This is a genomic window from Lysobacter sp. HDW10, from assembly GCF_011300685.1.
Classification (GTDB): domain Bacteria; phylum Pseudomonadota; class Gammaproteobacteria; order Xanthomonadales; family Xanthomonadaceae; genus Solilutibacter.
On record NZ_CP049864.1, the window covers coordinates 67286 to 88026 of the forward strand.

Genomic DNA, 20741 nt, shown 5'->3' on the forward strand with positions numbered 1-20741 from the left:
GTGAACGACCTACCCCGCCCTTTGCGCATCGCCGTATGCGCCGGGGAAACCTCGGGCGACCAACTCGGCGCCGGCCTTGTGCATGCGCTCAAGCAACGCTTTCCAGACGCGCACTTTGCGGGGATCGCAGGCCCATTGATGCAAGCCGCAGGCGTAGAGGCATGGGAAGATGCCGATAGCTTGGCCGTGATGGGTCTTGCTGAAGTGTTGTCGCATTTGCCGCGCTTGCTAAAACTTCGCAAGCACTTCCGTCAGCGCGTGTTGAATTGGCAACCGGATGTTTACGTTGGTATTGATGCACCCGATTTCAATTTGGGCGTAGAAGCGTGGCTGAAAGCGCGCGGCGTTCGCACCATGCATTACGTGAGCCCCAGCGTGTGGGCTTGGCGTGCCGACCGTGCGGAAAGGATCGGCGACTCGGCGCACCGCGTGTTGTGCTTGTTCCCCATGGAGCCACCGATTTACGCCACCTATGGTGTGGATGCCGTGTTTGTGGGCCATCCATTGGCCGATGAGATTCCTTTGTCGACAGATCGCACTGCCGCGCGACGTGCATTGGGCGTCGAAGTGGAACGACCGGTACTCGCCGTTCTGCCCGGGTCTCGACTCAGTGAAATCGAAAAAATGCTACCGATTTTTTTGTCGGCGGCACAACGCGTTGCGTCTCAGCAGGCGGGGCTTCAAGTATTGATTCCCGCAGCGAATAGCGCATGCCGCGCGCGCATCACCTCAATCTTGGCGAGCCATCCAAGCACCGACTTGGACGTGCGCGTGTTTGATGGTCAAGCGCAAGCCATCATGATTGCGAGCGACGTCGTGTTACTTGCTTCAGGCACCGCGGCACTCGAAGCGATGTTGTGCAAGCGTCCGATGGTCGTAGGACATCGCATTTCCGGCCTCACCTACGCCATTGTGAAAACCTTCGGTCTGTTGAAATCCGAATTTGTCAGTCTGCCCAATGTGTTGGCGAATTACCCTTGGGTGCCCGAGTTGCTTCAGGCCGAGTGCACGCCGCACAACTTGGCGCATGCCGTGCAAGCGTGGTTTAACGATGCAGATCGCCGTGCACGAGCGCTGGCAACGTTTGAGCAAGTGCACCACACACTGCGAAAAGACGCATCAAGCCGTGCCGCAGACGCGATCACCCAATTGATCACCCGCTCATGAGCGGTGACGTGCGCGTGGCGGGCGTAGACGAAGCTGGGCGCGGACCTCTAGCGGGCCCCGTTGTGGTTGCCGCTGTGGTGTTTCCTGCGGGTCGTGCGCCCTTGAATGGCTTGGATGATTCGAAGCAATTGACGGCACGCAAACGTGAGCAGTTGTATCCGCGCATTATCGAGCGCGCGCTCGCGTGGTCGATCGAAGTCGTAAGCGTCGAGGTGATTGATTCACGCAATATCTTGCAGGCCACCTTGCACGGCATGCGTTGTGTCATTGCACAAGTGCATTCGTTTGCCGATGAAGTTCGCATCGATGGCAATATCGTGCCGAGCGACCTTCCCTGTGAAGCCACCGCGTGGGTGGGCGGCGATGCACGCTGTCGCAGCATGATGGCCGCGTCCATTCTGGCCAAGGTCACACGAGATCGGATCATGATGGATCTCGATGCAGCCTTCCCGCAATACGGTTTTGCGTCCCACAAAGGCTATGGCAGCCCGCAACACCTCGCCGCGTTGCGTGCCCTTGGCCCCTGCCCTGCGCATCGGCGCTCCTACGCGCCGGTTCAGGCGGCGCAAATCGAACAAACGAGCCTGGGGTTTTGAAGGGTGGTTCAAGGTCTGCCGCAGCTTCCAAATGTCAAGCCTTGTGGAGCGCCGCTGTGAACCCTACCCTCAATAGTCCCCGCGCGCTTTGATGGCATGAGCACCCGTTTCGCACACCTCCAACTGCACAGCGAATACTCGCTGATGGACTCGGTCATCCGATTGGATGATCTCGTTGCGCGTGCGTGTGAATTGACGATGCCGGCCGTTGCGATTACCGACCGCAACAACATGTTTGCCTTGGTCAAGTTTTACGGCAAGGCGGAAAAGGCCGGGATCAAGCCGATTGCGGGTGCGGATGTTTCGGTTAAACATGCCGATGGCAGTCGATCGCAGCTGACCTTGCTGTGCCGCAATCGTGACGGCTATCTATCGCTTTCGCGCTTGCTGACACGCGCGTGGATGGAAGGCCATCAGACCGAAGGTGTGGCAGTTGAATTCGATTGGATTGCCCAAGAGGCGCCACGCGATCTGTTTGCCCTTGCGGGATTTGATTCGGCCATTGGGCGACATGCCCTGGCGCAGAAAGATGCGCTGGCCAAACAAGAAGCCGAAGCCTTGCGCGCCATTTTCGGCGAGCGTTTGTCCTTGGCCGTTGCGCGTGCACAGCGCGAGCATGACGATGCATTCAATGCGGCTGCTTTTGATTTGAGCAGCACGCTTTCAATCCCTGTGGTTGCGAGCAATGACGTTCGCTTCCTCGACGCCAGCGACTACGAAGCGCACGAAGCACGTGTCTGTATTTCCAGCAGCCGCGTGCTCGATGACCCAAGACGTCCGCGACTGTATACGCCGGAACAATCACTCAAATCTTCAGATGAGATGCGTGCGTTGTTTGCCGATGCGCCTGATGCCATCGACAACGCCAACGCGATTGCGCGCGCCTGTAATCTTGAACTTCAGCTCGGCACTTACTTCTTGCCGGCCTTCCCGGTGCCCTCTGAAGAAACGCTTGAATCGTGGATGAAGTCGCAAGCCTATGAAGGCTTGACTGCACGTCTCGAAAAACAGCCTTTGGCCGAAGGCCATACGCGCGAATCGTACTTTGAGCGTCTAGATACTGAGCTTGGCGTGATCGCCAATATGGGCTTTGCCGGCTACTTCCTGATCGTGGCCGACTTTATTGGCTGGGCGAAGAAGCATCGCATTCCCGTGGGTCCGGGCCGCGGTTCGGGTGCGGGCTCGCTCGTCGCTTGGGCCTTGGGCATTACCGACTTGGATCCATTGCCCTACGACCTGCTGTTCGAACGCTTCTTGAACCCCGAGCGGGTCTCAATGCCCGATTTCGATATCGACTTCTGCATGGACAGACGCGATGAAGTCATCGAATACGTCGCGCGCAAATACGGCCGCGATCGCGTAAGTCAGATCATCACTTACGGCACGATGGCGGCGAAGGCTGTAGTACGTGACACCGGTCGTGTCATGGGCTTCGGTTACGGCTTTGTCGATGGCATTGCCAAATTGATCCCGATGACTTTGGGCGTAGGGCTTGAAGACGCACTTGGCAGAACTGAGAAAGCCAAGAAGGACGCCAACTTTTTCAGCCCTGAGTTGCTATCGCGCTACGAAAAAGAAGATGGCGTGCGCGATCTGCTTGATCTCGCATTGAAACTTGAAGATTTGCCACGTAACGCCGGCAAGCATGCGGGTGGCGTGGTGATCTCGCCAACGCCTTTATCTGATTTCTGCCCGTTGTTTGCAGAACATGCGGGAGAAGGGATCGGCCGCAACCCCGTGACCCAGTTCGACAAAGACGACGTTGAAGCTGTGGGCCTGGTGAAGTTCGACTTCTTGGGTCTGCGTACGCTCACGATCATCGATTGGGCAGTGAAGGCGATCAATACGCGGCTGCTCGCGCAAGATTCTAGTGCGACGCCTGTCGATATCTCAGCGCTGCCGCTCATCGATAGCGCAACCTTTGAACTGTTTGCGCGTGGCGACACGGTGGCGGTATTCCAGTTCGAATCGCGCGGTATGCGCGAGCTGTTGAAGAAGGCAAAGCCCGACACGTTCGAAGATTTGATCGCGCTCGTGTCTTTGTATCGTCCGGGCCCAATGGATCTGATTCCAGACTTCATTGATCGTAAGCACGGTGTTGCCGAAGTCAGCTATCCGCATCCCTTGTTGGAACCTGTCTTGGCGCCGACCTATGGCGTGGTGGTCTATCAAGAACAGGTGATGCAAACGGCGCAGATACTCGCCGGCTATTCCTTGGGCGGCGCAGACCTGTTGCGTCGTGCAATGGGCAAGAAGAAAGTCGAAGAAATGGCGAAGGAACGCGCCAAGTTCGAAATCGGTGCGAAAGAGGTTCATAACATTGCGCCCGCCGTCGCGGGACCCATCTTCGATTTGCTCGAAAAGTTTGCAGGCTATGGTTTCAACAAATCGCACGCCGCAGCCTATGCCCTTGTCTCCTATCAAACCGCATGGCTAAAAGCGCACTACCCGTCTGAATTTATGGCAGCGGTGTTGTCGTCCGATATGGACAAGACCGAAAAGGTCGTGGGCTTCCTCACCGAAGCGCGCGGCATGGGTTTGAATTTGTTGCCGCCGGACGTCAATGCCTCCAACTACATGTTTGACGCCATCGATTCGGAAACGATTCGACATGGCTTAGGCGCCGTCAAAGGCGTCGGGCAAAATGCGTGTGAAGCCATTTCTGAAGCGCGCGACGCGGACGGCCCGTTCAAAGACGTCATGGATTTCTGCGCGCGGGTCGATGCGACACGCGTGAATCGTCGTGCGATCGAAGCCTTGGTGAATGCTGGTGCCATGGACGGACTCGGTGGCAACCGTCCAACGCTGTTGCTGCAATTTCCTGAAGCAATGAAAGCGCAAGAGCAAGAAGCGAAGGCGCGCGCCGTGGGACAAGATTCATTGTTTGGCGGCATGGGTGACGCGACCCCGCCCTTACAAGTCGATCTGCCTACCGCTGCCGATTGGTCCTTGTCGCAACGTTTGAAGGCGGAGAAAGAAAGTCTCGGGCTGTACTTGTCGGGACATCCGGTCGATCCGTATCGCGACAGCTTGTTTGCGCTGACCGGGCATGATCTCTCTCACCTGGACACCATTTGGAATAACCGCAGCGACCAAGAGCGTCGCGGCTGGCGTCCGGAAGCCAATGTCATTCTGGGCGGCATGATCACGGCCCTTCGTCGTCGTGGCGAAACGCAGACCATTGCCACGATGGAGGATGGCAAGGGGCATATCGAATGCATGTTCTTCCAAGAAGAGCTCGAGCAGTTCGGCCACATGTTGACCCAAGACGCGATCTTGATCATCGAAGGCGGTATGCGCGAAGACGACTTCAATGGCGGGTTTTCGTTGCGTGCAAGGAAGGTTTGGAACTTCCGCGAAATACACCCGGCCTACGCTGAACGCATTCTGGTGCGGCTCGATGCCCGCGATAAAGACGTGCCTGAGCGCTTCCTCAGCGCCCTCAAGGCCTTCCGCCCCGGCCTGACCCCCTTGCGCATCGAACTGCTCAGAGACGGCGTACGCGGCGCAATTGATCTGCGTGCGCCAAACGGCGTGTTGCCGGATATTGAGCTGCCAGGCACGCTACGGGCCGTGGAAGGCGTGCAATCGGTGGCCGTCTCGTTCAGAAAGCCTTGGTAGAACCAAGCCCCCGCGTAGGGTGTGAAATCCGAAATCCGTTAAACTGAACGGCACTCTCGGAAGACCAAAATGAATCCGAATTACCTAGATTTCGAAAAACCTATCGCCGATCTTGAGGCCAAGATCCAAGAACTTCGCCAAGCAAGTACGGGTCCGGCGCTCAATATCGAAAACGAAGTCGTTGCTTTGCAGAACAAACTGCGTCAACGCACGGCACACATTTTCCGCGATTTGAGCGACTGGCAGATTTCGCAGCTCTCGCGTCACCCGCAACGCCCCTACACGCTCGATTACATCAAAGTGATGTTCACCGATTTCGAGGAACTGGCTGGCGATCGCGCGTTCGCGGACGACAAAGCCATCGTGGGTGGCGTGGCGCGCTTGAATGGCGCGCCCGTCATGGTCATCGGCCATCAAAAAGGTCGCGACACCAAATCCAAGGTCAAGCGCAATTTCGGTATGCCGCGTCCCGAGGGTTACCGTAAAGCATTGCGCTTGATGAAAATGGCAGAACGTTTTGATATGCCGGTGATCACCTTCATCGACACTGCGGGGGCTTGGCCGGGTATTGATGCGGAAGAACGCGGTCAATCCGAAGCCATCGCGCGCAATTTGCTGGAAATGTCGGAGCTCAAAGTGCCGATCATTTGCTGCGTTGTGGGTGAAGGCGGTTCGGGTGGCGCATTGGCCATCGGCGTCGGTGACCGCACGATCATGCTCGAATACAGCACCTACTCGGTCATTACGCCGGAAGGTTGCGCCGCTATTCTGTGGAAAGACTCAGCCAAGGCCAATGAAGCGGCCGAGCAAATGTCGATTACCGCAAAGAAATTGAAAGGCCACGGTTTGGTCGACAAGGTCGTGCGTGAGCCGATCGGCGGGGCGCATCGCAACCCGGTGCAAACGGCGAAACGCTTGAAGGCCGTCATCGTCAATGAATTGACCGCACTCAGAGCCCTGCCTGTTGATCAGCTGTTGCAGCAACGCTATGAACGTCTGCGCGGTTATGGTGCCTACAGCAAAAGCTGAGCACGTATGTTGATGCCGCTCGAGCACTTTTTGCGGCATTTGCCTTCGGCATTTGTGCATGCGCACACACGCATGGTCGTGGGCTTTAGCGGTGGCATGGACTCCACTGTGTTGTTACATGCTTTGCTGCAAGCCTTTGGCACGCGCGTGCATGCGGTCCATGTCCATCATGGGCTGCAGGCCGACGCAGATGCTTGGGCAGCACAGTGTTCGGACGTGTGTCGACAATGGCAGGTGCCGTTGGATGTCGTCCATGTACAGGTCACCGAAAACGGGCATGGCCTTGAAGCCGCCGCACGTGATGCGCGTCACGCAGCTTTTGCCGGTGTGCTGCAGTCGGGCGATGCAGTTGTGCTCGCACATCATCAAGACGATCAAGCCGAGACGTTTTTACTGCATGCCTTGCGCGGTTCGGGTCCGGATGGCCTGTCGGCCATGCCGGCTTGGCAAGCGCGTGGCGACACCTTTGTGTGGCGTCCGCTGCTAGATGTGCCGCGCGCGCAGCTAGAAGACTACGCGCGTACGCATGCCCTCACTTGGATTGAAGATCCAAGCAATGCATCGACGCGTTTCGATCGCAACTATCTGCGCAATACGGTTTTCCCACTGTTGCAAGCACGTTGGCCGCAAGCCGCGGCCGCGCTCGCGCACGCTGCCGAGTTGCAATCCGAAACACGCGTGCAGCATGACGTACGCACAGCGCAGCAACTCGATGCCTGCCGTTTGCCGGGCGCTGATCTCAGTGTGGATGCGCTCATGCGCTTTGCGGTTCAAGACCGTGCACGCATGCTGCGTGCATGGGTGAACACGCTCGGCTTACCGCCCTTGGGCCGCGCGCATTTGCAGCATATTGAGCGCGATGTTTTAGCTGCACGCCACGACGCCGAACCCGCTTTCAATTGGGGCAATGCGCAGATCTTGCGCTGGCGTGATGTCTTGCATGCGTCTTTGCGCGCGGCACCTATGTCGATGCCCGTCGTGCCTTGGGATGGCCAGCGTCCTTACCCGTTACCGGACGGCCGCCAGTGGCGACTGTCGTTGCCGCTCACATTCCCGCAGGCGTACACAGTGGTCTCGCGCAAGGGTGGAGAACGGATTCAATTGCCGGGGCGCCGCCATCGCACTGAAGTGAAGAAGCTGCTGCAAGCGATGGGTGTGCCGGTGTGGCAGCGCAAACCGCTGATGCTGCTGGTCGATGCTTCGGGGGAAGTCCACGCCATTCCTGGCCTAGCCATGTCGGAGACGCTCTCCAAATGGCTGCAAGCCCAAGGTGCCGAGCTCGTCATTGATGCCAAGATTGACCCCGCCACACTTGATTGACACACTTGAACCTATGGCTCGCAAATCCTCTTCTGAAAGCTCCGCCGACGCCAATCCGGTGGCCGAATTCGAAACCTCGTTGGATGCGCTGGAAGCATTGGTTGCCCGCATGGAAGGCGGACAGCTGACGCTGGAGGAGTCTCTGGCCTCTTACGAGACCGGCGTCGGCCTGTATCGCAAATGCCAAGCCGCGCTTGAGCAGGCCGAACTGCGCGTCAAACTGCTGACCGATCTCGACAACCCCGCATCGGCACGCGATTTTCCGGGATTGACCGACCCCACTTCGGAATGAGCCCCACCGCCTTAAACGCCAACCAGTGCCTTGAGACTTGGCACACAGCGATCCAAGCCGCGCTTGAAGTGTCGCTCGGCAGAGCCCAAGGCAACACGCGTCTGCAGTCCGCCATGCGTCATGCCGTCTTGAATGGCGGCAAACGCATGCGACCCCTGTTGTCGTTGGCAACCGCGCATGCCTTGGGACATGACGCATTGACGGCCATGCAACCCGCCCTCGCCGTCGAGCTGGTTCACGCCTACTCCTTGGTGCACGACGATCTGCCCGCAATGGACGACGACGACCTGCGTCGCGGCCAGCCGACCGTCCACATCGCATTTGATGAGGCCACCGCCATTCTCGCAGGTGATGCGCTACAGACCTTGGCCTTTGAAGTGCTCAGCGCGGCGCCACACGCAGCCGATACGCGCATTGAGATGGTGCGTTTGCTGGCGAGTGCCTCCGGCATCGCAGGCATGTGCGGTGGCCAGATGATGGATCTCGAAGGCACCGGTCAAGCACAAGCGCATACCGTGCAAGGCTTGGAAACCTTGCACGCGATGAAAACCGGGGCCTTGATTCGTGCCGCGGTCTTGATGGGTGCGCTTTCCGCAAACGCGTCTTCAGCGCAGATCGCCATGCTGACAGCGTTTGCAGATCAATTGGGGCTCGCCTTCCAAATCAAAGACGACATCCTCGACATCGAATCTGACAGCGTGACCTTGGGCAAGACGGCAGGCAAAGATGTCGAACAAGGCAAAACCACCTACCCGGCGCTGATCGGCATGCAGGCGTCAAAAGCCCGGCTTGGCGCATTAGAAAACGAAATGCACGCATTGCTGCGTGCATTCGGGGAAGCGGCGGATCCGCTCAGGCTGCTCGTTGCGCGCGTCGTTGAGCGCACGCATTGACTCACTCGCTTACTTAAGAAAACGAAGTGTCATCGGGTAGCGATAGAGCTGCCCTTCGTAAGCCTTCATCGCAGCGATGATGCCAAAGACCACCCACAAGATTGCGATAGCACCCAACGCCAGCACGATCACCAACACCATGGGTGCGGCCACCAATGCAGCCACGCCAAGCGTTGCAATCGTTGCAATGACGGCGCCCACGCCGAGAATCAAGCCAAGCACGACGGCCACACATGCGTAGAGGAACATCGACAAGTTGAAGTTGAAACATTCCTTTGCATGCGCCGCCGCAAAGGGATTGCGATCACGCACCACAAACCAAACGCACAGTGCGACAACGGCACCTGCGATGCCCACCATCCAGCTCGTGAAGAATGCTGCAATCAATGCACCAATATGTACGCCGGCACCCCACAGACGTTCGTCTTGGCTGACGGTGTTGTTTTCAATCGAATCCATCTTTGTTCTCCTCCATTGATTCACGCTCACACTATGCGGACTGCTGACATGCGCTTCAACCCAACTGAAGGCCTGTGCGCCGTAGTATGACCTAGGCTGTGACAACCGCCGTTCAGCCAGCGTTGCCTGCGACCGTCATCGAGGGCACGCGGATTGCGCCCACATGCACGTGCGAACGCGGATCGAAATCGGCGGAGATTGCATCGATGTCCGTAAACATTTTTTTAAGGTTGCCGGCGATCGTAATGCCGTCGACCGCGTAGGCAATCTCACCGTTCTCAACCCAGAACCCGGCTGCCCCACGGGAGTAGTCGCCGGTGATCGGATTGACGCCTTGGCCCATCAAACTGGTGGCCAAGAAACAGCGCGGCGTGTCTTTCAAAATAGCGGCGAGGTCAGTGGCATTCGCGTTGACACGCAGGTTGTGTACGCCGCCGGCATTGCCGGTGCTTTCCAAGCCCAATTTGCGCGCAGAGTAGCTCCCCAACAAGTAACGCTGCAGCACGCCGCCTGAAACAATCGGCGCCTCTTGCGTGGCCACGCCTTCGGCGTCAAAAGAACTTGAACGGAATCCGCCCGGAACGTGCGGCATTTCCAGAATATCGACCCAGTCAGGGAACACAGGCTTTCCTGCATGGTCGAGCAGGAAGCTTGCCTCGCGATACAACGCACTGCCGGAGATGGCGCCCAAGAACGCGCCGATGAGTCCACGGGCCATTTCTGCAGAGAACACAACAGGCACACTGCCCGTCGGCAAAGAACGGGGTGATAAGCGCGACACCGCTTCTTGCGCTGCACGCTCACCGACAGCACGCGCACTTTCCAAGGCGTCGCGGCGAATGGCTGTGGTGTACCAGCCTTCACGTTGCATTGCGTCGCCTTCGCCTGCAATTAGCGCGCAAGCCAAGGTGTATCCGGTATCGCGCTCGGTGCCGATAAAACCGTGCGAGTTCGCATAGACGCCGACGGCGGTGCTGGCTGCCATCGTGCAGCTGTCTGAGTTGCTGATGCGTGAATCAAATTCGCGACCCGCGGTTTCGCAGGCAATGGCTTCGGCCACAAAGGCATCGGCATCGAAGGTTGAGGGATGCCACAAATCAAAATCACGAATGTCGCGGGCCATACGATCAGCATTGGCCAATCCCGATGCGGGATCGGCTTCCGTGTACTTGGCGATTGCGCATGCCTGATCCACCGTGGCGCGCAAGCTTTCCACGCTCAAATCACCGGTGCTGGCTGTGCCCTTGCGTTGATCAAAATAGACCGTCAAAGACACGCCGCGGTCGCGATTGGATTCCACAGTTTCCGCGTCTCCCATGCGCACGGTCGCGGTGAGCCCCGTCGATTCGGAACAATCGACTTCCGCCTGGCTGGCACCCCGCCCTTTGCACATCTCCAAGACGTGCTCTGCCACCGAGGTCAGCGCTGCGATGCGTGCTTTGCTGTCGTCTGCGTGCGGGTCGTAGTTCTGGAGAACGGTGTTCAATGGCGTATCCTATTCGAAGCAAGGAGAGAGTTATGGCGCGCGGACGCGACGTTGAAACAGGTGAATTCATTGGTGAAAGTCGCAGCCAACAAAGGCGCGACGCGCTCGACGTTTTGGCGCTTGCCGAGGTGTTGACCGGCTTGTCCGAGGCGCAGCTGCAAAAACTGCCGATCCCCGAAGACGTGTTGCCGCATATTCGCGACGCGCAACGCATCACCTCGCATATCGCGCGCAAACGTCAAATCGCATTTTTGGCGAAGCAGATGCGTCGCGAAGACGATGATGCATTGCGCGCGATTCGCGATGCGATGGACGTCAACAGCGAAGGCTCGAAGCGACAAGTGGCCTTGATGCATGGTGCGGAAGCTTGGCGTACGCGCTTGATTGAAGGCGGCGACGAAGCGCTCACTGCGTTTGTTGCAGAAATGCCCCATGCCGATGCGCAGCAATTGCGCCAACTCGCGCGCAATGCCAACACGGAAATGAAGGCGAACAAAGCGCCGCGTGCGTTTCGTCTGTTGTACAAGGAGATCCTTGCCTTGCTGACGGCATTTGAATTGACGCAGGGAAACGAAGTCGATCATGACGATGACGAGGACGCGGCCTAAGCGCTCGTCCCACCGACGGTCAGTTCACTGATCAAGATCGACGGCTGACCCACACCGACCGGTACCGATTGTCCATCTTTGCCACACACGCCCACACCTGCGTCTAGCGCAAAGTCGTGGCCAATCATGGTGACCTTCTGCATGGTTTCCGGACCGTTGCCGATCAAGGTGGCACCCTTCACTGGCGCGGTCACTTTGCCGTCTTCAATCAAGTAGGCTTCGGTCGCCGAGAAGACGTATTTGCCATTGGTGATATCGACTTGGCCACCGCCGAAATTCACCGCATACAAACCACGTTTCACCGAGCGAATCATGTCTTCCGGATCATCTTGACCCGGCAACATGTAGGTATTGGTCATGCGTGGCATGACGGTGTGCGCAAACGATTCGCGTCGTCCGTTACCGGTGGGTTTGGCGGACATCAGGCGCGCGTTCAAGCTGTCTTGCATGTAGCCCGTCAACACACCGTCTTCAATGAGCGTGGTGCATTGGGTTTGTTGGCCTTCATCGTCGCAGTTGAGCGAACCGCGGCGGCCACTCAGTGTGCCGTCATCCACAATCGTGACGCCGGGCGATGCAACGCGTTGACCCATGCGTCCGGCATAGGTCGACGTGCCCTTTCGATTGAAGTCACCTTCCAATCCGTGCCCGACCGCTTCATGCAAGAGCACACCTGTCCAGCCATTGCCCAGCACAACAGGCATGACACCTGCAGGTGCATCGACGGCTTCAAGATTCAGCAGCGCGGAACGCAACGCCTCGCGCGCAAACTTCTCAGGTTGTCCATCACTGAGCAACGTACGGTAGTCATAGCGACCCCCGAAACCGGCATAGCCGGATTCACGGCGACCATTTTGCTCAACGATGACTTGCACGTTCATGCGAACCAAGGGGCGCACGTCCGCTGCAAGCACGCCGTCGCTGCGCGCAATCAGAACGGTGTCGACGGCGCCCGAGAGGCCGACAGTGACTTGGCGCACGCGTGGATCCAACGAGCGGACCAATGCATCGACCTGTCTCAGTGCTGCCACCTTTTCATCATTGGGGAGTGTGTCGACCGGATCGATCGCGGGATAGAGCGCATGCGACGTACGCGGTGCGAGTGCGCGCGGTGCCATGGCACGACCGTCGTGTGCAATTGCACGGGCCGCACGCGCGGCGTCTTGCAAGGCGATCGCACTGATGTCGCCCGAATAGGCAAAGCCGGTTTTCTCACCGCTGATGGCGCGCACACCGACGCCCTGATCAATCGCATGTGCACCGGTCTTGACGATGCCGTCTTCGATGCTCCAACTTTCACGTCGCGAATGTTGGAAGTAGAGATCACCGAAATCGATGCCCTGCCCCATCAAGGTGGAAAACGCCGGATCGATGCGTGCGATGTCGAGCTCAAATGGTTTGAGCAAACGCGACGTCGCGGCGTCCAACATCGAATCCGCAGAGGTTTCCACTTCAATCATTTTCGCTTCCCGTTCTTGTCTATGGTCTCGACGTGTGGGTCACTCCAAGGACCCGTCACGCGATAGGTTTTTGCAGCCATTTGTCCCAACGGCTTCTTCAAGATTTGACCCGCTACGGCACCGATCGCCGCACCAATCGGGCCACCTGCTACGGCGCCCGCCACTGTCAGCATGTTTCCGGCTTTCGGATATACATCTATGGTTTGGTCAAAAGTTTGTGTTTCAAGGTTTGCGGTGCCGCGAATGTTGATATCTGCCGACGGGCCTTTGATCGAAAAATCGTCTGTTTTGGCAAATCCGGACTCAAAACGGATGTCGCCGTTCACCGAATCAAACGCAAACCCTTCAGCGAAGAAATCGCTGAAATCCAATGTCAATCGACGTGGCAATCGCGCGACGCTGAACAAACCGATGACACGACCCACACCAGGCTCCACTTTCACCAAGCTGCCTTGACGCATATCGACCGCGATCTTTCCGCTGAGTTTGGACGTTTGCAAATCCATGGGACTCGACGGCCACGCGACATCGGCGCTGAAGGTGCCGCGACCTTTCGACACCTGATCGGCCGCGCCCATGGCTGACACGAGCTTGCCCAGATTGCGTGTATCTACCTTGAGCTTCAGCGCTGTTCGCGACTGCGATGCATCGCCGAACCAACTGCCTGTCGCCTCTAGCTGCGTTTGCGCTGCAGTGGCTGAGAATCGATCGATCAACGTCCCCGCGGCGACTTGCGACGTTTTCAAACGCACGCCGTTAAATTCGGTCTTGCCCAGCATCAATGATTTGATTTCCAGATCTAATGGCGGCAGTTTTCGCGGATCTGACACCAATGCATTCGTGCGCGATGCACCCGACGTGGGCGACGCGCCCGTGAACTTCGGCATGGCCACGCGAACGCGATCAAAACGACCGACAATCGGCGCGTTGCGTGCACTGCCAATGTGCAGTGTGCCTTGCAACGCACTGCCGGAGACATCCACCTGATTGCCATCGCGAAGCGGTGTCAGGCGCAAGCGTGCACCGGGCAAAGCGGTGTCACCCAACAAGATTCGATCTGCTTGGACGTCCAAGCGATCGATGCTCATTGCGGTATTTGCACCGCTACTGCCATCCAAGATCGCCATCCATGCCAAGGCATCCATGGCAGGCACGGCACCGTTGATGCTGACACCGCGTGCCGGTGGTGTTGCAGCGGCGGCGCCACCTAACATCACCGCAACACCTATATTCGCGCCCGTCGTGCGTGCGCGAACGTTGGCAAGTTTTCCGAGCGTAACTTGTACATCGCCGCGACCGTCCATCGACAATGGAATGCGCACCGTCGTGGGTAATCCGACTGATGCAGATTTATTGAACGGTGCGGGCAAGTTCAGTGCCGTGCCCACAAGGTTGGAACGCAGTTCCAATTCAGTTACGGCTTGTGCATCACTCCCGACAGGAATGGCCACACTCGCCGTCCAATCAGATCGACCTTCGACATGCGGCGCCATCCAATTCAAATTCGGCACGCGCGCGATCAAGCTGCGCACCGTGGCATTCACTTTTAAATCGCTTTCAAATGCATTCTGCGAATTTCTCACACCACTGCCGACGCGCAAGCTGAGCTTTCCGGGCTGCCCTTCATGCATCACCGCAAGATCATCTGCCTTGAAGCCGCCGCGACCGAATCGACCTGTGCCGCGCACTTGATCGAAGGCTAACGCGTACGTTTGATGTTTTGTTTGTACGCCCTTCAAATCCACCTGACCGTCCAGTTCGAACGGCGCGTCGTTGTGCAGCGGCAAGGTGAGATCGACACGCGCACTCGCCGGGCCCGTCACGATCAGCGGGTCGGTATGCTCGCCAAATTCTTTCTGCAGCGGACTTGTACGAATCAGTTCGAGGAACTGCTTTGCGTCCCCGGACCCTTCGCCGTGAATAACGAGTACTGGCAAGCCTAGATGCTCAATGTCCGCGCTTGCCTTTGAAAGCTTGATGCCGCTGATGCTGCCATCTGAGGTGATGTGCATGCTATTCCCGACGAACTGAAGCACAGCGTGGTTGCCTGCCACCTCTGGCCATTCGGGATGAAACTTCATGCGGAAATCGCGCACATCCGCCAAGACTTCAAAGCGACCGTTGTGCTTATCCATTGGCCACTCATCCAAGTCGCCTGAAATCACAATCTGCGCGCGCTCCACCGTGCCGCCCAGCAAAGCGGTATTCAACCAGTGAATCGCCTCTTTCGACATCGTGTTGTGCACCCAAAAACCCTGCGCCTTCGTCACTTGCGCCGGCGCAGTGAGTTCTGCCGCGATGTCTATCTGAGGATGCGTACCATCGCCTTGCCAATACATGCCGCCACGCGCTTCAACAGACGCGTCAGGGCCGCGCAATGACAAACTGCTTGTGCCGACACGGATGCCGTTGCCGTCACGCCACAGCACGACCGTACCTTCAGGCGTGAACTGATGCGGCACACCAAAGCCGGCCGGCCAATCAAAGGTCCACTCTGATTGCGACGAAAGCGCGATGCGCACGCCCGCTTCATCACCGCGCACGCGCCCTGACACGCCACGAATACCCGGCGCCGAACCCACGGGATTCACACTCAAATGATTGGCGTCGGCATCGAACTGGACACGCCCGCTGGCATTCCTGCGCAACACGATATCGTCCAAACTGCCTTCGGGTGCGGCGCGCGACAGCCATTGATGAAAATCGGGCGGCAGACGGTCAGTGAGATCGGCAAATGCCGCCACCAACTTGAGATGGATGCGATCCACGGCGACATACATCGAATCGCCGTTGTTGATTTGCAAACCCTTGAGCGTTTGCGTTTCGCCTTGGCTTTGAATGGAGAGTTCAGGAATTTGCAGCGACCACTTGTCGGCATTGCGATTGAAGAAGGTCTGCCCCTTCAAGCGATCCACTTTCATCGACTTCGGCGCTGCGTGTGATGCAAGGGATTGCAGACGCACATTGCTGAAATCGACGTTGCTTTGAACACCGGTGACAAACCGGTTCTTCACCGTGAGCCAAGCCTGCCCCAAGCCACGACCATCGGTGATGGCAATCCCTGCGAACTTCAACGCGGATGCTTGGCCCGAAAGATCCAGTGACTTGCCACCGACATAGACCTGCCCGTCGCCTTTCTTGCGATCGAAGCGCATGACGGCATCAATCGGCTGTTTTGATTTTTCCAACCAGGCACGCATGCCGACGCGCAGCATGTCGCCATTGACTTGGGTTCGCACATCCACATGCGGCGCATACACATCGACACCGAGAGAGGGTGCCAATACGCGCAGCTTTCCGTTGATGACTTGAAGCTCGCCTAATCGCTCGAGCGTCGTGAACGGATCTTCGGTGGTAGGTCCTGGCAAGCCATGCACGCGCCAATCACCGGCGACGCTGCGTTCAAGCGTAATTTCAACACCACGGATGCGAAGCTCGGTAAAGCGCCGACCGGGCCACCAACCGCTGTACTGCGACACCAACAGTTCCGCATCACCAACGCGCAGCGGGTTGCCTGTCGGCCCTACCGTCATGTTCTTGAGCTTCAAGAGCGGACCGGAGCGCGTCCATTGCGCTTGCAGTGCATCGAAGTGCACGGGGCGACCCGCTTTTTGCGTGAGCCAAGCACTGACCCGTTGCGGATTGTTCTCAAGCCATGGCATGAAGCGTGACAAAGCCACCATGACGACAGCCACTAACAGCAGCTTTGCGCCAAGCAGGTAGTAGACGCTCTTTCCGGCAAGATGCAGGTGACGCTTCATGCTTTAGAGCAGCACCACGTCGTACTGCTCCTGCGAGTAGTGTTCGTCCATTTGGAATCGAATTGATTTGCCCAAGAACTCTTCAAGCTCGGCCACCGCGACCGACTCTTCGTCGGTAATACGATTCACCACCTCAGCCGAGGCGATGACGAGGAGCTGATCGGCATCGAACTGCCGAACTGCACGGGTGATTTCTCGGAAGATCTCGTAGGTGACGGTCTCAGTGGTTTTCAACGTGCCGCGCCCATTGCAGGTCATGCAGGGTTCGCACAGTTGACGCTCCAAAGACTCCACTGTGCGCTTGCGCGTCATCTCGACCAGGCCCAAGGGCGAAAAGTCGTAGACCGTCGTCTTCGCATGATCCTTGACGAGTGAACGCTCCAAGGTGCGCAAGACTTGCCTGCGATGTTCGACGTCATGCATATCGATGAAGTCGATGATGATGATGCCGCCCAAGTTTCTCAGCCTCAACTGGCGCGCGACCGATTGCGCGGCTTCCAGGTTGGTTCTGAACACGGTCTCTTCCAAAGTGCGCTGACCTAAGAACGAACCGGTGTTGACGTCGACTGTGGTCATCGCTTCGGTTTGATCGATCACCAGATAGCCACCGGATTTCAGCGGCACTTCTTTTTGCAGCGCACGCTGTATTTCGTCTTCAACGCCGTACAAATCGAAGATCGGTCGCGCACCCGTGTAGTGCTCCACCTTCTCCGCTAACTGTGGCATGTATTGCGCAGCAAATTCACGCAGGCGATCACAGGTCTCGCGTGAGTCGACGCGCACGCGTTCAACATTGCTGCGCATTAAATCCCGCACTGCACGCAATGGCAGGATCAAGTCTTCGTAGATGCATGCGCCCACCGGTGCGGTGCGTGCTCTTTCTTCGATCAGACCCCACACCCTGGACAAGTAAGCCAGATCTTCAGCGAGGGCTTCTGCCGGTTGGCTTTCCGCATTGGTGCGCACGATAAATCCGGAACCGCCGATCAATGACAGTTCTTGCACCAAACTCTTCAAGCGTGTGCGTTCGGCATCCAGCTCAATGCGCGAAGACACGCCAATCACCTTGGATTGCGGCAGCATCACCAGATAGCGCGACGGCACACTCAACTGTGTCGTCAATCGTGCACCCTTGGTGCCGATCGGATCTTTCAACACCTGCACGATGATGTCTTGACCATCGCGTAGCAATTCTGAAATCGGACGCACCTGTTGCGGTGGCACGGACGCGTCTTCGGGCAAGGCGTCATCGGCCGGCAGCTGTGTGCTGTTTCTGAAAATGTCGTTAGCGTGCAAGAAGGCAGCGCGCGGCAAACCGATATCGACGAACGCCGCTTGCATGCCAGGCATGATGCGTTGCACTTTGCCCTTGTAGATGTTGCCTACGACACCTCGACGCCAGCCCCGTTCAATGTGCAACTCTTGCAACATGCCGTTTTCGACAACAGCGACACGGGTCTCGCGCGGCGTGACATTGACCAGAATGTCTTCCGTCATTGCGCGCGGTCCTGCACAAAGAGTCCGAACTTTCGCAATGCCCGAGCCGTTTCAAACAATGGCAGGCCCATCACACCGCTCGGGCTGCCTTCCACGTGGGCAATGAATGCTTGTGCCGCACCTTGAATGGCGTAAGCGCCGGCCTTGCCTTCCCATTCGTTGCCAGCCAAATAGAAGTCAAGCAGGGCCGCATCGAGGGCACCGAAACGAACGCGGGTCGTCGACACTTCGCGAACCTCGTTGCCCGCAGACACCAGCCATAGCACTGTGATCACCTCGTGTGTTTCGCCTGACAGGGCTTGCAGCATCTCGCGGGCGTCGTCGCGATCTGCCGGTTTGCCGAAGACGCGGTCGCCAAGGACCACTTCGGTGTCTGAACCCAGCACCACAGCACTGGGATTGGACATGACCTTCAACAAACCTGCACCCGCCTTCTCGCGAGCGACCCGGCTGACGTAGTCGACCGGCGGTTCATTGGGCAAGCGAACCTCGGGCAAGTCCAGATCGAGCAGGCCAAAGGGGACGCCCAATCGGGCGAGCAGGTCTGCGCGTCTGGGGGATTTCGAGGCTAAATAGAGCATGGCTCAAGGATACCGTGTCCACCCGTATGCACGGGCGATTCGCTGAATCTTTGGCAACCTGCGACCTGGCCTTTAACCCATCTCCCCCTCACCGACCGTTCACCGCCTATGACGCACTGTGCGTTCATGAATTTAAGGACCCTCCCATGAAAGTGATTCCGACCCTCTTGGCCGCAGCGCTGGCCGTCTCACTCACGAGTTATGCCATGCCTAGCAAAGCCCAGAACGCCGCCAACATTGCCGCGGGTACCCAAACGCAAGATGGCACCTTGATTTCCGTGTCCGCTCAGGCCTCGGCAAATCGCGTGCCGGACATTGCGACGATTTCAACGGGCGTTGTGACGCAAGCGACGGATGCCAATTCGGCCATGCGTTTGAATGCCGAACAAATGACCCGCGTGAATGCTGCGATCAAGGCCGCCGGCATTGAGACACGTGACATTCGCACCAGTGGCGTCAGCCTCAATGCGCGCTACGACTATGAGAACGGCAAAAGCCCGCGCATCACCGGTTATGAAGCGCGCAATACCGTCAGCGTCAAGGTGCGCGATCTGTCGAAGCTCGGTAAGTTGATGGATGCGCTGGTCGCGGCCGGTGCCAACGATTTGAATGGCCCGAGCTTTGAAGTGGACAAAGCCGATGAGGCATACGACGAAGCGCGCTTGGCTGCACTGAAGAAGGCACGTGCGCGTGCAGACTTGTATGCCAATGCATTGGGCTTGCGTGTGCGTCGCATCGTCAGCATCGATGAAGGCGGCGGCATGATGAACCCGATGCCGGTGATGCGTGCCATGAGTGCCGATGGCTTTGCAGGCAAGGCGGCGAATACCGAGATCGCACCCGGCGAAAGCAGCCTCGGCGTGACGCTCAATATCGTTTACGAATTGGGTCGCTAAGCACCCGTTCAATGGACCCTCGCCATCGCGTATGGCGGGGGTTTTATTTTTTAGGCGCGATGATACGGATGGTTCGCCAACATCGAGCACGCGCGATACAGTTGTTCTGCCAGCACCACGCGCGCCAACATGTGCGGCAAGGTGAGCGGACCTAAAGACCAAGATTCATCTGCACGTGCGCGCACTTCGTCTGCGTGACCTTCCGGGCCACCAATCAAGAAAACGAGATCCCGTCCTTGGCCACGCCAGTGCGCCATGCGTTGCGCCAGTTGTTCTGAAGACCAAGGTTTGCCCGGGCCATCGAGTGCCACCACCCACGCCCCTTTCGGAATGTGCTCAAGCACGCGCTGGCCTTCTTCATAGGTCGCGCGCACCGCATCGCGGCCTTTGCCGCGGATGCCCGGTGTCACTTCATGCAAATGCAGCGGCAAGTTGTGCGATAGCCGCTTTCTGAAATCTTCGAAGCCTTCACTCACCCATGCAGGTGGCTTTTCACCCACGGCAATGAGGTGGGCTTTCATGCGTTGGCCTTCGGCTGCTTAGCCGGCGTTTTGATCACGTGATGACGGCGGTTCATCGCCGACCGTCCAGAGGCGTTCCAAGGCGTAAAACTCGCGCACACGCGGCAACATCACGTGCACCACGACGTCGCCCAAATCGACCAGCACCCATTCGGCTTCGCGCTCACCTTCAACGCCCAACGGCTGGCAGTCGAGCTTCTTGGATTCACGCATGACTTCATCGGCGATGGACTTGACGTGCCGGGTCGAAGTACCGGAGACGATGACCAAGTAATCGCACACGCTGGTCTTGCCACGTACATCGATTTCTGAGACTTCCAAGCCTTTCAAGTTGGCGACGGCGATATGCACGTGTTTCAAGAGCACATCGACAGGCGGCGGTGGATTAGGCAACTGGGTCTTAATGACGTGGGCTTGGTTGGTCAACAGTGGGTACTCCGGTGGATACCGCGAATTATAGGGCAGCCTCGGCACACTTGGATGTCAAAACCTCAACGTGAAACCCTGAACGAGCCAAGCGCAGGCGCGCTTGATGTGCCTCAGCGTATGACTGG

17 protein-coding genes are annotated in these 20741 nt (G+C 57.9%); 9 read left to right on the forward strand and 8 right to left on the reverse strand.

The window, feature by feature from the left end; genetic code table 11:
- From lpxB to G7069_RS00360, 7 genes are all read left to right on the forward strand, one after another.
- Positions 1-1167: a lipid-A-disaccharide synthase gene (lpxB, locus tag G7069_RS00330; RefSeq protein ID WP_240912591.1), complete on the forward strand. Its 1167-nt coding sequence runs from the start codon at positions 1-3 to the stop codon at positions 1165-1167.
- Positions 1164-1763: a ribonuclease HII gene (locus G7069_RS00335; protein ID WP_166293281.1), complete on the forward strand. Its 600-nt coding sequence runs from the start codon at positions 1164-1166 to the stop codon at positions 1761-1763. The genes lpxB and G7069_RS00335 overlap by 4 nt, the downstream gene beginning before the upstream one ends.
- A 96-nt stretch (positions 1764-1859) precedes the next feature.
- Positions 1860-5384, forward strand: a complete 3525-nt coding sequence (gene dnaE, locus G7069_RS00340; protein WP_166293282.1) for a DNA polymerase III subunit alpha — start codon at positions 1860-1862, stop codon at positions 5382-5384.
- 69 nt (positions 5385-5453) lie between these two features.
- Positions 5454-6413 carry an acetyl-CoA carboxylase carboxyltransferase subunit alpha gene (locus G7069_RS00345; RefSeq protein ID WP_166293283.1) on the forward strand — a complete coding sequence of 320 codons (960 nt, stop codon included), beginning with the start codon at positions 5454-5456 and terminating at the stop codon, positions 6411-6413.
- 6 nt (positions 6414-6419) lie between these two features.
- Positions 6420-7733, forward strand: a complete 1314-nt coding sequence (gene tilS, locus G7069_RS00350) for a tRNA lysidine(34) synthetase TilS (RefSeq protein WP_240912592.1) — start codon at positions 6420-6422, stop codon at positions 7731-7733.
- Positions 7734-7746: 13 nt separating this feature from the next.
- A complete protein-coding gene (locus tag G7069_RS00355) occupies positions 7747-8025 on the forward strand; it encodes an exodeoxyribonuclease VII small subunit (protein WP_166293284.1) in 279 nt (92 codons plus the stop codon).
- Positions 8022-8918, forward strand: coding sequence for a polyprenyl synthetase family protein (locus G7069_RS00360; RefSeq protein WP_166293285.1), 897 nt, complete (start codon positions 8022-8024; stop codon positions 8916-8918). Before G7069_RS00355 ends, G7069_RS00360 begins: the two co-directional genes overlap by 4 nt.
- A gap of 9 nt (positions 8919-8927) precedes the next feature.
- On the opposite strand, the gene G7069_RS00365 is transcribed toward G7069_RS00360, so the two are convergent.
- Positions 8928-9377 (reverse strand): DUF4870 domain-containing protein, encoded by a 450-nt coding sequence (locus tag G7069_RS00365; protein WP_166293286.1) that lies wholly within the window; start codon positions 9375-9377, stop codon positions 8928-8930.
- 112 nt (positions 9378-9489) lie between these two features.
- Positions 9490-10863: a metalloprotease PmbA gene (pmbA, locus tag G7069_RS00370; protein WP_166293287.1), complete on the reverse strand. Its 1374-nt coding sequence runs from the start codon at positions 10861-10863 to the stop codon at positions 9490-9492.
- Positions 10864-10895: 32 nt separating this feature from the next.
- Here pmbA and yjgA point away from each other — a divergent pair, with 32 nt between their 5' ends.
- Positions 10896-11471 carry a ribosome biogenesis factor YjgA gene (gene yjgA / locus G7069_RS00375; RefSeq protein ID WP_166293288.1) on the forward strand — a complete coding sequence of 192 codons (576 nt, stop codon included), beginning with the start codon at positions 10896-10898 and terminating at the stop codon, positions 11469-11471.
- Here yjgA and tldD read toward each other — a convergent pair.
- Genes tldD through G7069_RS00395 form a run of 4 tightly spaced genes read right to left on the reverse strand, consistent with a single transcriptional unit; the run spans position 11468 to position 18770 of the window.
- A complete protein-coding gene (tldD, locus tag G7069_RS00380) occupies positions 11468-12931 on the reverse strand; it encodes a metalloprotease TldD (protein ID WP_166293289.1) in 1464 nt (487 codons plus the stop codon). The two genes, yjgA and tldD, sit on opposite strands and share 4 nt — an antisense overlap.
- The gene (locus G7069_RS00385; protein WP_166293290.1) at positions 12928-16692 is read right to left on the reverse strand and encodes a YhdP family protein; all 3765 of its coding nucleotides are present in this window, start codon (positions 16690-16692) and stop codon (positions 12928-12930) included. Before G7069_RS00385 ends, tldD begins: the two co-directional genes overlap by 4 nt.
- A 3-nt stretch (positions 16693-16695) precedes the next feature.
- Positions 16696-18189: a ribonuclease G gene (rng, locus tag G7069_RS00390; protein WP_166293291.1), complete on the reverse strand. Its 1494-nt coding sequence runs from the start codon at positions 18187-18189 to the stop codon at positions 16696-16698.
- A complete protein-coding gene (locus G7069_RS00395; protein ID WP_166293292.1) occupies positions 18186-18770 on the reverse strand; it encodes a Maf family protein in 585 nt (194 codons plus the stop codon). The genes rng and G7069_RS00395 overlap by 4 nt, the downstream gene beginning before the upstream one ends.
- Positions 18771-18916: 146 nt before the next feature.
- Between G7069_RS00395 and G7069_RS00400 the strand changes: the two genes are divergently transcribed.
- Positions 18917-19666, forward strand: a complete 750-nt coding sequence (locus tag G7069_RS00400; RefSeq protein ID WP_166293293.1) for an SIMPL domain-containing protein — start codon at positions 18917-18919, stop codon at positions 19664-19666.
- A 50-nt stretch (positions 19667-19716) separates the two neighbouring features.
- Here the strand turns inward: G7069_RS00400 and rlmH are convergent, their stop codons facing one another.
- The gene (gene rlmH / locus G7069_RS00405; protein WP_166293294.1) at positions 19717-20187 is read right to left on the reverse strand and encodes a 23S rRNA (pseudouridine(1915)-N(3))-methyltransferase RlmH; all 471 of its coding nucleotides are present in this window, start codon (positions 20185-20187) and stop codon (positions 19717-19719) included.
- Between the two features lie 18 nt (positions 20188-20205).
- On the reverse strand, positions 20206-20613 hold the full coding sequence (gene rsfS / locus G7069_RS00410; RefSeq protein ID WP_166293295.1) for a ribosome silencing factor: 408 nt from the start codon (positions 20611-20613) through the stop codon (positions 20206-20208).
- Positions 20614-20741 lie beyond the last annotated feature (128 nt).

Bases quoted from the DNA above. Each gene is read 5' to 3' on its own strand.
- G7069_RS00335 (WP_166293281.1), top strand. From the start codon at position 1,164: ATGAGCGGTGACGTGCGCGTGGCGGGCGTAGACGAAGCTGGGCGCGGA.
- dnaE (WP_166293282.1), top strand. From the start codon at position 1,860: ATGAGCACCCGTTTCGCACACCTCCAACTGCACAGCGAATACTCGCTG.
- G7069_RS00345 (WP_166293283.1), top strand. From the start codon at position 5,454: ATGAATCCGAATTACCTAGATTTCGAAAAACCTATCGCCGATCTTGAG.
- tilS (WP_240912592.1), top strand. From the start codon at position 6,420: ATGTTGATGCCGCTCGAGCACTTTTTGCGGCATTTGCCTTCGGCATTT.
- G7069_RS00355 (WP_166293284.1), top strand. From the start codon at position 7,747: ATGGCTCGCAAATCCTCTTCTGAAAGCTCCGCCGACGCCAATCCGGTG.
- G7069_RS00360 (WP_166293285.1), top strand. From the start codon at position 8,022: ATGAGCCCCACCGCCTTAAACGCCAACCAGTGCCTTGAGACTTGGCAC.
- G7069_RS00365 (WP_166293286.1), bottom strand. From the start codon at position 9,377: ATGGATTCGATTGAAAACAACACCGTCAGCCAAGACGAACGTCTGTGG.
- yjgA (WP_166293288.1), top strand. From the start codon at position 10,896: ATGGCGCGCGGACGCGACGTTGAAACAGGTGAATTCATTGGTGAAAGT.
- tldD (WP_166293289.1), bottom strand. From the start codon at position 12,931: ATGATTGAAGTGGAAACCTCTGCGGATTCGATGTTGGACGCCGCGACG.
- G7069_RS00385 (WP_166293290.1), bottom strand. From the start codon at position 16,692: ATGAAGCGTCACCTGCATCTTGCCGGAAAGAGCGTCTACTACCTGCTT.
- rng (WP_166293291.1), bottom strand. From the start codon at position 18,189: ATGACGGAAGACATTCTGGTCAATGTCACGCCGCGCGAGACCCGTGTC.
- G7069_RS00395 (WP_166293292.1), bottom strand. From the start codon at position 18,770: ATGCTCTATTTAGCCTCGAAATCCCCCAGACGCGCAGACCTGCTCGCC.
- G7069_RS00400 (WP_166293293.1), top strand. From the start codon at position 18,917: ATGAAAGTGATTCCGACCCTCTTGGCCGCAGCGCTGGCCGTCTCACTC.
- rlmH (WP_166293294.1), bottom strand. From the start codon at position 20,187: ATGAAAGCCCACCTCATTGCCGTGGGTGAAAAGCCACCTGCATGGGTG.